13 protein-coding genes and 3 pseudogenes are annotated in these 13,942 nt (G+C 64.5%); 10 read left to right on the top strand and 6 right to left on the bottom strand.

Annotated elements, in window-relative coordinates; genetic code table 11:
• Positions 1-269: 269 nt before the first annotated feature.
• Entirely contained in the window at positions 270-920 is a 651-nt protein-coding gene (locus DMB86_RS05990; RefSeq protein WP_113716982.1) for a transmembrane-type terpene cyclase, read from the top strand.
• Positions 921-964: 44 nt separating this feature from the next.
• Here the strand turns inward: DMB86_RS05990 and DMB86_RS05985 are convergent, their stop codons facing one another.
• The 4 genes from DMB86_RS05985 to DMB86_RS05970 all read right to left on the bottom strand — a co-directional run bounded on the left by DMB86_RS05985 (position 965) and on the right by DMB86_RS05970 (position 3,563).
• Entirely contained in the window at positions 965-1,222 is a 258-nt protein-coding gene (locus DMB86_RS05985; protein WP_113716981.1) for a Txe/YoeB family addiction module toxin, read from the bottom strand.
• Positions 1,219-1,470 carry a type II toxin-antitoxin system Phd/YefM family antitoxin gene (locus DMB86_RS05980; RefSeq protein WP_113716980.1) on the bottom strand — a complete coding sequence of 84 codons (252 nt, stop codon included), beginning with the start codon at positions 1,468-1,470 and terminating at the stop codon, positions 1,219-1,221. The genes DMB86_RS05985 and DMB86_RS05980 overlap by 4 nt, the downstream gene beginning before the upstream one ends.
• 102 nt (positions 1,471-1,572) lie before the next feature.
• Positions 1,573-2,010, bottom strand: a complete 438-nt coding sequence (locus DMB86_RS05975) for a VOC family protein (protein WP_113716979.1) — start codon at positions 2,008-2,010, stop codon at positions 1,573-1,575.
• An 86-nt stretch (positions 2,011-2,096) separates the two neighbouring features.
• On the bottom strand, positions 2,097-3,563 hold the full coding sequence (locus DMB86_RS05970; protein WP_113716978.1) for a family 20 glycosylhydrolase: 1,467 nt from the start codon (positions 3,561-3,563) through the stop codon (positions 2,097-2,099).
• An 877-nt stretch (positions 3,564-4,440) separates the two neighbouring features.
• Between DMB86_RS05970 and DMB86_RS05965 the strand changes: the two genes are divergently transcribed.
• The 6 genes from DMB86_RS05965 (at position 4,441) to DMB86_RS05940 (ending at position 9,972) form a co-directional block, all read left to right on the top strand.
• Complete coding sequence (locus tag DMB86_RS05965) at positions 4,441-4,824, top strand: hypothetical protein (RefSeq protein WP_113716977.1); 384 nt, start codon at positions 4,441-4,443, stop codon at positions 4,822-4,824.
• Positions 4,825-5,107: 283 nt separating this feature from the next.
• Complete coding sequence (locus DMB86_RS05960) at positions 5,108-5,305, top strand: hypothetical protein (protein WP_193926266.1); 198 nt, start codon at positions 5,108-5,110, stop codon at positions 5,303-5,305.
• A gap of 536 nt (positions 5,306-5,841) precedes the next feature.
• Entirely contained in the window at positions 5,842-6,897 is a 1,056-nt protein-coding gene (locus DMB86_RS05955) for an alpha/beta fold hydrolase (RefSeq protein WP_113719365.1), read from the top strand.
• 247 nt (positions 6,898-7,144) lie between these two features.
• A complete protein-coding gene (locus tag DMB86_RS05950) occupies positions 7,145-8,254 on the top strand; it encodes a pyridoxal-phosphate-dependent aminotransferase family protein (protein WP_113716976.1) in 1,110 nt (369 codons plus the stop codon).
• 414 nt (positions 8,255-8,668) lie between these two features.
• Positions 8,669-9,355 carry a hypothetical protein gene (locus tag DMB86_RS05945; RefSeq protein WP_113716975.1) on the top strand — a complete coding sequence of 229 codons (687 nt, stop codon included), beginning with the start codon at positions 8,669-8,671 and terminating at the stop codon, positions 9,353-9,355.
• The gene (locus DMB86_RS05940; protein WP_113716974.1) at positions 9,349-9,972 is read left to right on the top strand and encodes an RES family NAD+ phosphorylase; all 624 of its coding nucleotides are present in this window, start codon (positions 9,349-9,351) and stop codon (positions 9,970-9,972) included. Before DMB86_RS05945 ends, DMB86_RS05940 begins: the two co-directional genes overlap by 7 nt.
• 114 nt (positions 9,973-10,086) lie before the next feature.
• On the opposite strand, the pseudogene DMB86_RS20875 reads toward DMB86_RS05940, so the two are convergent.
• Positions 10,087-10,230: pseudogene (locus DMB86_RS20875) on the bottom strand (IS630 family transposase); the annotation flags it as partial.
• A gap of 143 nt (positions 10,231-10,373) precedes the next feature.
• On the opposite strand from DMB86_RS20875, the gene DMB86_RS20520 reads away from it, so the two are divergent.
• Complete coding sequence (locus DMB86_RS20520) at positions 10,374-10,541, top strand: hypothetical protein (RefSeq protein ID WP_171814386.1); 168 nt, start codon at positions 10,374-10,376, stop codon at positions 10,539-10,541.
• Positions 10,542-10,573: 32 nt separating this feature from the next.
• On the opposite strand, the gene DMB86_RS05935 is transcribed toward DMB86_RS20520, so the two are convergent.
• A complete protein-coding gene (locus DMB86_RS05935; protein ID WP_129545477.1) occupies positions 10,574-11,041 on the bottom strand; it encodes a hypothetical protein in 468 nt (155 codons plus the stop codon).
• 174 nt (positions 11,042-11,215) lie between these two features.
• Here DMB86_RS05935 and DMB86_RS21605 point away from each other — a divergent pair.
• Both DMB86_RS21605 and DMB86_RS21600 read left to right on the top strand, forming a co-directional pair.
• Positions 11,216-12,457, top strand: a pseudogene (locus DMB86_RS21605) (DEAD/DEAH box helicase); the annotation flags it as partial.
• A 387-nt stretch (positions 12,458-12,844) separates the two neighbouring features.
• Positions 12,845-13,759, top strand: a pseudogene (locus DMB86_RS21600) (sigma-70 family RNA polymerase sigma factor); the annotation flags it as partial.
• Positions 13,760-13,942 lie beyond the last annotated feature (183 nt).

Below are 13,942 nucleotides of genomic sequence, written 5' to 3'. Positions count from 1 at the left end.
CTGGCAGGACTTGGCCACCGAAGAAGACGAAATCTGTCGCTTTCGGCCGACGCCGCACCACTGTTGTGCGGCGACGGGGGCAGGGGCGAAAACCGGGGCGGGCGCGGCGAGCGCGGTGGCGGGAGTAGGGCACGGCGGCGGGTGAGGGAGGCACGAACTGGCGGCCCGGCGTCGTACTTTTTGGGTGAGCACACCTTCGGCCCGCAAAACCATTGAGCTGGCGGGGTTATTGCAGTACATTCGTACGCACCTCGCCCTTAGGAGCAACGATGGACCTCTTCCTCACCCTCTTGAGCGGCCTCGCATGGACAATCGTCTACCTCGAGGCGATCCGCCTGGGATTCCGGCAAAGAACGTACGCGATTCCGGTTGCCGCCCTCGGCCTCAACATCGCGTGGGAGTGGATCTACGCCGTGTACGACCTCGCCCACGACCCGCAGGTACAGGCCTACGTGAACCTGGTCTGGGGCCTCGCCGACGCGGTGATCCTGTACACGTTCTTCCGGTTCGGCAGGAATGAGTTCCCGAAATTCGTGGCGCGGCCGCTCTTCACCGCCTGGGGCGTGGGGATCGTTGTGGCCTCCTTCCTCATCCAATGGCTGTTCATTGCCGAGTTCGGCATGCCCGGCATGAAGGCGGCCGAATACAGCGCCTTCCTCCAGAACCTGCTGATGTCCGGACTGTTCATCGCGATGTTCGTGGCGCGGCGCGGGTCCCGCGGGCAGAGCCTGGTGATCGCCGTGGCGAAATGGATCGGCACCCTCGCCCCCACCATCCTGTTCGGCTTCCTCGGCGGCTCCCTCTTTGTCACCGGCATCGGCCTGCTCTGCACCGTGTTCGATCTCGCCTACATCGGATTGCTGATCTGGGTGAAGCTGCGTCCGCGGATGTTCGCGGAGCAGGTTCCGGCGCTTGGATAGTCAGCGACGGCAGGCGCCTGTCCAACTGGCGGTGGCGCCCGAATTTATTCGTAGTGGTAGCGGCACTGGGCAATACGGACCTCATCGCCAGCAATCCGGTATATCAGCCGGTGTTCATCAGTTATGCGGCGCGACCAGTAGCCACTAAAACCGTGCTTGAGCGGCTCCGGCTTGCCGATGCCTTCGTTGCCGTTCCGCGTGATGTCTTTGAGCAAGTCATTGATCCTTTTGAGGATCCGCTTGTCGTCACGCTGCCATCCGACATATTCCTCCCAAGCCTGTTCGTCCCAAACAAGCTTCATGGAAGCAAGTCGTGCTCGACGCCGGCGCCGTTCTCCAAGCGATCAATTGCACTCAAGAGGCGGCGGGCGTTTGCCGGGCTTCGCAACAGATATGCCGTTTCCTTGAGCGACTGGTATTCAGCCAGCGACACGATGACCACAGGCTCCCGGCCGGCACGTGTAATGACCACTTCTTCGCTGTCATCGACGACGGCGTCAAGTGTGGCGGCATAGTGTGCCCGTGATTCTGAATAACTCATCGTTTTCATCTGCAGCTCCTCGCGTACAAATAATTGTACTTCAAACCGGACTACCGCGCCACGCACCGCTACGACGCGAAGACCGACCTCGGGAGGCATGCATCGTACAAATCACACCACGCAGAACTCGTTGCCTTCGGGGTCGTCGAGCAGGGTGTGGTCAAGCTCGCCGCGCACATGAAATTCCTGCACAACGCTCGCGCCGAGGTCGGTCAGCCGCTGCACCTCCCCGTTGATCCGCTTGTTTCGCAGGGCGGCCGCTTCTCCACGGCCCCCGCTCACCTTGATGTCCAGGTGCAGGCGGTTCTTGGTGAGCTTCGCCTCGGGGACCTTGAGCAGCGAGATCTGAGGGGCAGCTCCCGTAGGGTCAACGATGCTCGCCATGTCATCCCATTCGTTTTCCGGGACCTCGCACGCGATGTTCCAGTCGCGCCAGCTCGCGAACCCGCGCGGCGCCGGGGCGTCCACGTAATGGAGCGCGGCCTTCCAAAAGGCCGCGGCAACGGCAGGCGAGGTGCAGTCGATGGTCAGGGCCCAGGTGATCGTCATAGGGGGATCCTAGCCCGGCCATCCAATGAAGGCGTTCGTGCCCGACGCCGCTGACACGGCCTGCGAACTGACCGTGGCCCTGACAGTCAGTCCATAAAGGCCTTCCCCGGCCAGCTGGACACTGCCTTGCTCCGCGCGGTGAACTCCTCAAAGGAAAGCCACGGAACGGCACCGGCCCACATCTTCTGGGCCAGCACGCCGAACGCAGGCTTCACCAGTTCGTAGACGACGCGTTCGTTGTAGGCCAGCAGCACCAGGTCGTTCCACACGGCCGATGCCGCCCCCAGCAGCTGCGGATGCCCCGGCTGCAGGTCGTATCCGTCGCCAAAGACGTGTGGCTCCCAGTCCTCAAACAGTGCCCGGGCGTCCAGCCCATGGCCGTGGTAGTAGTCGGCAAACGGCACAATGTAGAGCAGCTCGTCGTCGGTGTTGATGACGCGGTAGCCGTCTGCCACTGCGGCCGGCCCGCTGTACCAGTCCTTGTTCCACGCGCACACCACCACGTCCCGGTCGTACCCTTCGGGCCCGGGCGCCCCGGCGCCGTCGGACATGACGGTCAGGCTCCCCCACGCTACGGGGTCCTTGCCCAGCGACCGGACGTGGGAACTGATGGCGTTGAAGAACGTCCGGTATTCCTCCGAATGCCCACGGGCATATTCGTCGGCGCCAAAGTGCACCGCCGGGCCGCGGAACCACGGCACGAACTCGTCGAAAACGGCCTTGACCAGCGCGGTGCTGTCCGGGTTTCCCAGGTCCAGCATGTCCGAGTCGCCGCCGTTGAGCCCCACCTCCGGACGCCACCGGGTGAACGAGCGCGAGTGGGCCGGAACATCAATCTCCGGCACCAGCCGCACATGCCGCCGCGCCGCCACGTCCTCAAAGGAATCCCAGTCCGCGCGGCTGTACGAACCGTCCTCAGCAGCCAATCCGGCCAACCAAGGAGAATCCGACGCCAGCCGGAAGGCCTGCTGCGCATGATCCCAAGGCCGTTTGGTGTCCTTGGTGATCTCATTGTCATTGAGGTGGACCATGAAGGTGTTCAGCTTGTGCCAGCTCATGAAACGGATCCAATCCCGCACCGCCTCCGGACGCGAGAACCTGCGCCCCACGTCCAGCATGAACCCGCGCACCGGGTAGTTAGGCCAGTCGACGGCGGTCCCGACCGGCAGCGTGGCCGACGCGGCGAGCATCTGCAGCAGGCTCCGCGTGCCCCAGTAGACGCCGGTGGCCGTCCGGGCGGTGACCTGCACGCCGCCGTCGACCGCCAGCACATACCCCTCCGCCGGCGCCGTGGCATTGTCCGTGGGGAACTCCAAATGCGGATCCAGGGCCAGCACGATATCGCCTTTGACGGCCCCGGACGCGGCGCTGCCGGAAAGCCCAGTCAGCTCCGCGATGTCCGCCAGCAAGGTGGCGGCAATGTCCGCCAGTTCCGGGGAATGTGCGACGGCGAATCCCCCACCCAGGCGCACGCCGCCAGCCCCAGCGCTCCACCGCTTGAGGGACGGGATGACGGCCGGGGCATCCGCCGGAGCGGTTTCTGGGACTGACATGTGCGGCCTTCCGCCCTTTCCGGGGACGATGGGTGCCAGCTGGCCTGCCGGCGCAGCCGAATCTACCACGTCGCGTTTCGACGCCCCTGCAGATCCGGGGGCTTGCGAAACGACGCTCCCGCAGATCCGGGGGCGTCCGCGCCGACGCTCCCGCGGTGTTGTCAGGGAGCACCCGCGCTTAACGACGGAACGGCACGGCCACCCCGACGGGCGGACCGCAACGTGAGGTGGGGGGTCCGGCGTCGTGCTTCCATCCGGCGTCCGCGATGTCAGAGCCTGCGCTTAGGATCGGGGCATGAACGCGACCAAGGCAATGTGCGACCATTGCGGCAGCGGCGGCCCGTTGGTGTCGCGTGTGGGGCGACGGGACGGAATTCACGTGTGAGCTCGTCCCCGAGGGGCTGGGTTCAAACACCCTGCCGCTGGACACCGGGTGTTTGCTGGAGACCGGCCGGTGGCAGCATGCTGAGCAATTGGTCTGCTGATGGCAGGAGTCCTTGAGTGTCCCATCAAAGGGGCTACGGGCGAGTCCTAGATGGGGAACAAAGAGCGCGCATTCACACGCTGATCATTGTTGGCCGCGGATTGGCCGCCCCCAAGCTGGCCTCCGGCGCAGAACACTCCTCAGTTTCACTCGACGAATTGCTGCGCGTCAGCGAGCCGATTTGCACGTTGGAGACGCCAACCACGCCCCCAGAATCTGCGCCAGCGAATCGGCGGCCTCACCGTCATCCTTGCAAGTTTCGATTTCCTGGACTCGCGAGCCCTGGAAAGCCCGGACCTTCGCACGACAGTGGTGGGATTTTAGTAGTTTTTTAGTAGCATTTTGAGCCACTCACCTCTAGAGTTGAATTGAAAGAATGGAGAATGGCGCATCATGAGTATTTCGATAAACATCGGAGCATCCCACAGCGGCACGGCCCGGCTGGGCATCCGCGAGATCGTACGTCAACTCAATAGTGCCCTTGGCGCGACACTAGTTGCCGCTCTGGCCGGAAGCAAGGATCCGAAGATAAGCTACCGCTGGGCCCGCGCCGACGGCGCCGAACCCCGCGCCGAGGCGCAGGCCAGACTGCAGTTGGCCCACCGGGCCTGGACCGCGGTTTCCAGTGTGGAAGGCGAACATGTCGCCCGGTTGTGGTTTGTTGGCGCGAACCCCTGGTTGGGCGAGATCTCCCCTATCGAAGCCATCAAGGACATGCGCGCCAAGGAGGTCATGGCAGCAGCGACGGCCATGACCGAGGACGGGTTCTCCGGTTGACCAACGTTTGCGCCAATACGGGGCTCGCCTATATTGACGGCCCGGTCATCGGGTTCCGAATCGCAAAGTCCTCCTACGGGCCTTTGAGCCCCCTGCCGCGGCCGGGGGGTCCCACCGAAAAAACTGCCTGGTCGCGCTTCGACACGCCGGGATCAACCGTGTATCTTGCCGACAACAAGAAGACTGCCTACGCGGAGACACTCTCCATGGCGAGAGTAGGCAATCAGTTCCGCACTGCTGTCGTCTTTGCCGCCAGCCAATTCGGGATCTCCTTGAACAAATCTTGGACAACGGTGACTTTGCCGCCGGCGTCCGTGCACATTCCAAATATGGCGGAGGTGCATGTTGGGCCTACTGGCTACGCCGCCGGGACGACAACCTAGGGGCAGATCCCGTGGAGATCCTTGGAGAGGCTGAGATCCTCAGCACCGATCCGGACCTTCAGTACGTGCTGGCCCTGTACGGACTGGAATGCCGATGAAGAACGCCTTGCCAATTCGAGGTCCAGGTTTGCATAGGACCCACTCGGGCGAATCGCGGCGTCCGGAAGCCTGTAGGGCGGACCGCTCCGACTCGGTGGGACTGCCACAGGTTGTGGCGACGCCGGAGCGATCTCGAATTTCAGCGAGTCGGGGACGCTCCCTGGCCATGATCTTGCTGGCCGCGGTTTGCCCGTTCCCCCGGCGTCCGTCCGGCGTCCGACGCAGGACGAACCACCGTTTCCACGCAGCGCTTCCCGGCCCCATCAACGGGTCAAATTGTTTTCCGCGACGCCGGCCAAGTCCAGGTCCGTCGGGATCTGTGCGAGCGGATCTGCAATCTCGTCCTTGTGTCGGGACCTTCCAAGGTCCTGCATGGGTGACGCGCGGCGTTCCGCATGCCGGCAGCGGCAGGCGAGCGTCCGGCGTCGTACATCCGGGTTGAGCCCTCGATTATCCGGACCGCCGTTGATAGCGTGAGTGCCACATCACACTTCTTTGCATTGAACCAGGAATTGAACCAGGAAAGGTGCTTGCCATGGACGGGTTTCCGATGGATTACGACATGTTCGACCTCGGTGATTTCAGGCTCCAGGGGGGTGCAACGCTTCGGGGCGCGCGCCTGGCTTATAAGACCTACGGGACGCTCAATGCCGACCGGAGCAATGCGGTTGTCTACCCGACCTGGTACTCCGGACGCCACTGGGACAATGAGTGGCTGATCGGGGAAGGCAAGGCACTGGATCCAAACAAGTACTTCATCATTGTCCCGAACATGATCGGCAACGGCCTTTCAAGTTCCCCCAGCAACACCCCGGCGCCCTACAACGCCGGCCGCTTCCCCAACATCACGTTCTACGACCAGGTGGAGGCCCAGCACCAGCTCGTGACCGAGAAGTTTGGCATTGAAACCCTGGCCCTGGTCACCGGCTGGTCCATGGGAGCCGGGCAGACATACCAATGGGCCGTCAGCTACCCCGACATGGTCCAGCGGGCATTGCCATTCTGCGGCTCTTCCAAAACGAGCGAGCACAACTTCGTCTTCCTCGAAGGCGTCAAGGCGGCGCTTCAGGCCGACTCCGCCTTCCACGACGGCTTTTACACGGAACAGCCCACCAAGGGGCTGCGGGCGGTGGGGCGCGTTTATGCCGGATGGGGCTTTTCGCAGGCGTTCTATTGGGATCGCGTCTACGAAAAGATGGGATTCTCCGCGCGGCTCGGCGTGGACCTTGCCTACTCCTCACTTGAGGACTTCCTGGTCGGCTACTGGGAGGGCCACTTCCTGGGCCAGCGCGACGCCAACGACCTGCTCACGCAATTGTGGACCTGGCAGCACGGGGACGTCGGGGCAACCCCCGGCTTCGACGGCGACTGGATCAAGGCGCTGCGGTCCATCAAGGCCAAGCTGATCGCACTGCCGGCCAAGAAGGACCTCTATTTCTGTCCTGAAGACGAAGAGTACGCATCCCAGTACATTCCCAACGGCGAGGTCCGGGTCATCCCCGGGGTGTGGGGCCACTTTGCCGGCAGCGGCGACAATCCGGTGGATGCCGCGTACATCGACAGCGTTGCCAAGGAGCTGCTGGCCAGCTGAGTTCGCGGGGCGCAACAGGCACCGACGGCCGCGAGTGTCATTGGTGCCAGCCCACCCGGCAGGCGAGGGAGGCACGTACTGGCGGGCCGGCGTCGTACTTCAGGGTCCTGGCGGGCCTGCGGGGTCTCGACAGGCTCGACCACCGGCGACAGGCCGACCACCGGCACAGGCTCGACCACCGGCACAGGCTCGACCACCGGGCGCATATGCTGTGAAGGAACCTTCCGCCGTGCCAAAGGAGCTTCCCATGACCGAGACCCTCACGTACCGCCATCTGTTCGGGCCCGGCCCCAGCAACTGCTATCCGGAGGCCATCGCCGCGCTGGGCCATCCGGTCCTGGGACACCTTGACCCGCTGTTCATCGAGATCCTGGACCGCGCGTGCGAGGGACTCCGCGAGGTCTGGGGCACCAAAAACGCGCGCACGCTGCCGCTGAGCGGCACCGGCTCGGCCGGCATGGAGGCCGCGTTCGTGAACACGGTCGGAAAGGGCGACGTCGCCGTCGTCGCGGTGAACGGAATGTTTGGCGAGCGCATGTGCGAGGTGGCCCGCCGCGCCGGCGCCGAGGTGGTGCGCGTGGACCACGAATGGGGCCAGCCGATCGATCCCGAGCGCGTCGCCTCCGCCCACCCGAGCCCCACGGTGATCGCCGCCGTCCACGCCGAAACGTCCACCGGCGTGCGCTCCGACATTGCCGCGCTGGGCAAGCTCAAGGGCGACGCCCTGCTCATCACCGACGCCGTCACCTCCATCGGCGGCCTGGAACTGCTCGCGGACGACTGGGGCATCGACGTCGGCTACGCCGGCACGCAAAAGTGCCTCGGCGTGGCCCCGGGGCTGGCCCCCTTCACCATTTCCGACGCCGCATTTGAGCGCCGCATCAAGGACCCGCAGTCCTGGTACCTGGACCTGGGCCTGCTGGGCGGCTACGTCGGCGCGGCCAGCGGCAGCAAGCGCACCTACCACCACACGGCCCCGGTCGTGATGATCGCCAGCCTCGAGGCCGGCCTGGGCCATGTCCTCAATGAAGGGCTCGACGCCGTCCAGGCACGGCACGGCGCCGCCGGCCTTGCGCTTCAAAACGGCCTGCAGGAGATGGGCCTGGAGCTGTTTGCGGCCGAGGGCTCCCGCCTGCCGAGCCTGACCACGGTGCGTGTGCCCGACGGCGTCGATTCCGCCGCCGTGCGTGCGTATTTGCTGGACAATTTCAGCCTGGAGATCGGCGCCGGTGCCGGGGAGTTCGCCTCCACGGTGTGGCGCATCGGCATGATGGGTCCCAACGCCAACCCCGGATCGGTGGTGCTGGTGCTCGGCGCGCTGAAGGAAGCCATCGCGAAGGCGCCCAGGACCTCGTGATGTGTCTCAGTTTTGCTTGATGGCTTGATGGCTTGGAGTGCGACGAGGCCGCGGGCTTTTCCAAGATGGAGTCCGCGGTCGCGACCCAGACACCCGTTCCCAGTCGCCACCTCCAGCGCTGAGTGGCACCCTCCGGCTTGGAAAACAGCGTCAATTCCACGATCTCACTGGGACTTCGACAAAGCCTCCAAAACAGGACGCTCAGCCTCTGACAACGACAACGCAGCAGCTGGTCTCGACATAAGACCAGGTCAAACCCACACTCATTGCTTATTTTGGAGACACGCCACTAGGGTAGTTCCCCCTGCGGCCACACCATCAGTTGCCAGACGTCTTGGCCACACTGTTGCCAGGCCTTCCGACTGACGCAGCTAACAGGTAGAGTTGGCTGTAGGAATCGTAAGGGATATTCACATGAGCCAGCCCAGTCATCTCCAAGAAGCAACCGCCGTGTTCACCGAAGCCCTGAAAAAGGGGCGAGTGGCACCGGACCCGGAATTGTTAGAAGCGATTGTGAGACGGTTTATGTTCGGCGCCCACGTTCTTGATGCTAAATACGACCCCGACCGGGCCGGGGACACGGTTGTCATGGGCGACACTCACTTTCCTTCGTCGATCGTCGTTGCCGCCGTGAATATGCAGCGAAGCGTTGATGCGCTCGGCCCTGCCCTCAGCGAGGTCGGACATCCCGTCTCGCCGCAGCTTGCCCGCAGCCTTCAGGCAACAGAGGTCGCCTGGAAGGACATGGAAGCGGAATTCGGCCTCCTCTCCAGCATCGAGGTCTCCAAGCGAGTGGGGTCCCGGTCGCCAAACCGCAGTTATGCGTCCGAGCAGCGGGCGAAAGGAAATCTCCTCGCCGTCAAGCGGCCGGGCGGGTTTCGATATCCTGGCTATCAGATTGACCCGCACGAACGCATGATTCGGCCGGTCATGCACGAGCTGATCGAAACTGCCACGGCGGCCGGGGCCACGGAACCTGACCTTGCTCTGTGGCTGTGCGTCCCTACCGGCTACCTTGATGGGGATCGCCCTGTTGACAGGCTCCATGAACCGGCGGTCGTCGCCGAAGCTGCCCGGCAGTCCTTTAGCGTTCAATGGTGAAGCTGGTCCCGCCGGCGCCTTTCAGGCCGCACGCATACACGCTTGCCGCTGGCACGCCGTTGTTCCGGGTTTTCGGCAACACCCGGACTGTCACGGAATTCAATCCCGGTCAAGGGAGCCGAACCAGGTTTGCGTTCTTCGGCGACCCCGTCGTTCCGGTGTTGTACGCCGCGGAGACCGAGGAAGCCGCCGTCTGCGAGTCGCTTCTGCACGATGTACCTCCAGGTCCGGGGAAGCTCCTGTACCGGCAAGCGGCTGACCGGGTCTGTGCGCCACTGGAGCCGACCCGCGATCTTCGTCTGGCTTCGCTGATGGGTGATGGGCTGCGTGCCCTCGGAACTGAAGCCAAGCATGTGACAGCAACGATGGCCTCCCAATATGGGCGCACCGTCCGCTGGGCCGAAGCGGTGCACTCAACAGGGTTCGACGGCCTGGCCTGGATGAGCAACCGCCGGAACACTGACCGAGCCTACGTTTTCTTCGGCGACCGGGTGGCGGTCGACGACTTGTCGGCCGTCCCATCAGGAGGGCGAATCTTTGCGGCCGGGGATGGCTTCGACTGGCTGGTGGACTACCTGACCGGACTGAAGATTGAAATCATCAATCCCGGCTTCTGACGGGTGTCAGCGAGGAAGACGGTTCAGCCCGAGCATGCAGGCGCGACGAAGTCCTGGTCCCAAGGGGGTTCACGGCAGATCCTTTCCCGGGACGCGCTCGAGAGGGTTTCTCCTACATGCACAAGTCGATCGCGTTCGCGGGTCCAGGTACAGTCCGCACACATCGATGAGCGTCTCATCAAAGTGCGGGTCCGTGGAGAGCTTGAATGTCTCCACCCGGTGCGGCTTCAAGCCGCGTGCCGCCCAAATCCTTTCGACCTGAGCCGGGGACCTTGGCAATCCACTCATTGGGAAAACCACTAAATACCGGCAAGACGGGTCTCGTCGTGGGCCTCCCGGCCCGGGAGCGCAGCGCCGCAGGGGGCCTTCATCCCACGCCGCGGCCGGGCTATGGTGTGGGTATGGACAAACAACAACCAGAACGCGATGATGTCGCATTGACCCGCAACGAGCCCGAGTCGGACCCCTTGGGCGAGGTTTATTCCGAGATGGTGACACCTGACATCGCGAAAATGAATGAGCATGCAGAGCGCTTGGCCAAGGAAGCCGCGCCGGAGCCTGACCTCTAAGCACTGCCGCGCCGCCGAGCAAACCGCGACGCCTAATTGCCTTCGTACGGCTTGTCCAGGTTCGCATTGTCGAAGGCACGCACCGAAGCTTGGCCGGTGAACCGGTCCCAAATGTCCACGGCACCCTCCGTCACATGGATGACCCCGGCCACCGGCGGGTCGACGGGCACCTGGGCAACCCAGCCGCCGTCGTGCCTGAACTCCACGGTGCCCAGGACCGAATCATGCCGGGCCAGGCTGACGGCGTAGCCGCGCGCCGCGGTCAGAAAGTATTCAACCGGCCCGGGCACGTAATCCTCGCGCGGGTCCCAGCAGAAATACGGTTCGTCGTCGAGCTTGTCCAGCGAGTGGGCCAGCAAGTCGGGATCGCTCAGGTGGTCAATCGAGGACATCTCATATGGGGTCAGCTCCATCTCCGCCCTGATGCTGCGCAGATCGCCCCAGGTGGTTCCCCTCAACATCATGGCAGTCCCCGTCTTCGTGATTGGTGCCCGGCTCATGATTGCTGCCCGGTTCGTTGCCGAGAATCAGACCACCTGCGCGGCATCCGGTCAACTTGGCGCAAAAAGTTTTGTAACTCCGGGCTTGTCAAGGGGCGGCTGTCGAAAGTTTTGTAACTCCCCCGCTGTCCAATCGGGCCCCGGAAATTTTTGTAACCCGGCCCCGTCCGCTCAATGTCGGACCGTCGCCCTAGCCTGAGACCACCATCACATGCCGATGGAAAATCAGCGGGAAAAGGGGACACCATGACTCAGGTAACGGACTCGCCCACGGCGGGCACCGCCGTCAAACCTCACCCGGCGGGCACCGCAGCGCCGCCGTGCATCCCCGCCGCGGAGGACTATGCCTTCCTCTACCCATGGCAGCAGGAAGCCCTCGACGCCTGGCACAACAACGCCCGGCGCGGCGTCATCGAGGCCGTCACCGGTTCCGGCAAGACCCGTCTGGGAGTGGCCGCCGCGCACGAGGCCGTGAGGCAGGGCGTGAAGGTGCTCGTCCTGGTGCCCACCGCGGAACTGCAGTCCCAGTGGCGGGCCACGTTCCGGCGCGACTTCCCGTCCGCGGTCACCGGGGCGCTGGGCAACGGGCGCACCGATTCGCTCGATGACGTGGATGTGCTGGTCGCGATTGTGCACTCGGCCGCCACCCGCGACACCCTGCGCGAGCACAAGGCGGGGCTCCTCATCGCCGACGAATGCCACCGCTACGCCGCTCCTCTTTTCTCGGCCGCACTGGGCCACGGCTACAACTGGCGCCTTGGCCTGACGGCCACGTATGAAAGGAACGACGGCGGCCATGTGGAAACACTGTCACCGTACTTCGGCGGCGTGGTCTTCACCCTCTGGTACGACCGCGCGCTGCGGGACGGCGTGATCGCCCCCTTCGACATTGCCCTGGTCGGGGTGGAGTTGACCGCGGCCGAACGCGCGCGGTACGACGAGCTGTCCGTGACCATGGCCGATGCGGCCCGCTACCTGAAGCAATACGCCGGGGTGGCGTGTTCGCCGTTTCCGGCGTTCATCGCCGCCGTTGCCGCCCTGGCCAGCTCCGTCTCCCTGACTGCGGAATCCGGCCTGGCCCGCAAATACATGAAGGCGATGTCCTCCCGGCTTTCACTGCTGGCCGAAACACGGACCAAGGGCTGGGCGCTGGCGGCTCTTCGAAACGCCGTGTCTTCCTCAGGCGGGACGCTGATTTTCACCCAGACGCAGGCCTCTGCCAGATCCGCGCAGGGCATCTTCCGCGCCCTGGGCTGCACCGCCAACGCCATCTACAGCGGGATGAGTTCCAGCGAACGCCGGCAGGGGCTCGCCGGCTTCGCCACGCGCGACGCCCAGGTGCTGGCGGCGCCGCGGATCCTGGACGAGGGCGTGGACGTCCCCGAGGCGGATCTGGGCATCATCGTCGCGGCCAACCGGAGCCAGCGGCAGCTGGTGCAGCGCCTGGGCCGGGTGATCCGCAGGAAGGCGGACGGCCGGGCCGGGCGGCTGGTGGTCCTGTACGCCAAGGGGACCGTGGAGGATCCTGCCGTCCAGGGCGAGGAATTCCTGGGCCGGGTGCTCCCCTTTGCCCGCCGACACGCCAGCTTCGACATCGCCACGGACATTGCCGCCATCGAAGACTTCCTCCGGTACCCAAACTCTCACGTCGCCTTGGCGGGCGGCGCCTTGGTGGGTCGAACCGCTGCGGGCGAAACGCGCGGGCCTGATGGTCCGGCGTCGTCCGTCCCGGCTGAACCGCTTTTTGGCCTCCCGGAGTACGACGACGACGGGGAACCCTGCGAGGTTCTCTCCCCTTTCGACGGGCTCACCGGCGACATTGTCACGGACTACCTCAAGCGGATCGGCAGCTTCCCGCTGCTCACCGCCGCCGAGGAGGTGGACCTGGCGCAAGAGATTGAAGCCGGTCTGCTGGCCGAGCACAAGATCGCCGCCCGGCTCGTCGCTTCCCGCCGTGAGCTGCGCGAACATGAGGCCGTGTCGCGGGCGGGGCGGGCGGCGATGGAGACGTTCCTCAACTGCAACCTCAGGCTGGTGGTGTCGATCGCCAAGAGGCACCAGGGGCAGGGGATGGATTTCATCGACCTCATCGCGGAGGGGAACCAGGGCCTGCTGCGCGCCGTCCAGAAGTTTGACTACACGAAGGGCTTCAAGTTCTCCACCTACGCCACATGGTGGATCAGGCAGGCAACCATGAGGGCACTGGCGGACCAGGCGCGGACCATCCGGCTGCCCGTCCACTTTGTGGACGAGGTCAACAAGCTGCAGGCAGCCTCCGCCGAGCTGGCCGTGCGACTGGACCGCGACCCCACCACTGTGGAACTGGCGGCCGAACTGGGCACGGACGTTGTTGGGGTGCGCAAGATCCTGCGCCTTTCGCAGTATGTGTTCTCGCTCGACGTGGAGGTTCCGGACGGGCGGGGCGGCACAGAAACGCTGGGCGAGCAGCTTTACGATCCGGCGGATCCGTCGCCGTGCGACGTCGTTTCGGTCCGAAGCCGCGCTTCGGCCATTCATGCAGTCCTGGACACGCTGTCTGAACGGGAAGCCGGCGTCCTGGCCATGCGCTTTGGCCTGACGGACGGCGAGCCAAAGACGCTCGAAGAGATCGGCCTCGTGTATGGCGTCACGCGGGAACGGATTCGCCAGATTGAAAGCAAGACGCTGGCCAAGCTGCGGCACCCTTCACGGTCATTTGTGCTCCGGTCATTCCATGATGCCCCCATTGAAAACGACGACTGCCTCACCGACGACGAAAAGGCCATCCGAGACGCTGCCCCTGCGGAGCAGCTCCGGACCGGGGTTACGCCGGGCAGGGGACCCGCGTAGGGTGAAGACACGAAGGCCGCAGACGCACCGCCAACTGGAAGCAGCCACAGCGGCCGCCTAGTGAGGAAGGAC

The sequence above is a fragment of the Arthrobacter dokdonellae genome, from assembly GCF_003268655.1.
In the GTDB taxonomy this organism is placed as follows: domain Bacteria; phylum Actinomycetota; class Actinomycetes; order Actinomycetales; family Micrococcaceae; genus Specibacter; species Specibacter dokdonellae.
The sequence above is the reverse complement of the archived record's forward strand: the minus strand, read 5'-3'. Positions and strand labels throughout refer to the sequence as shown.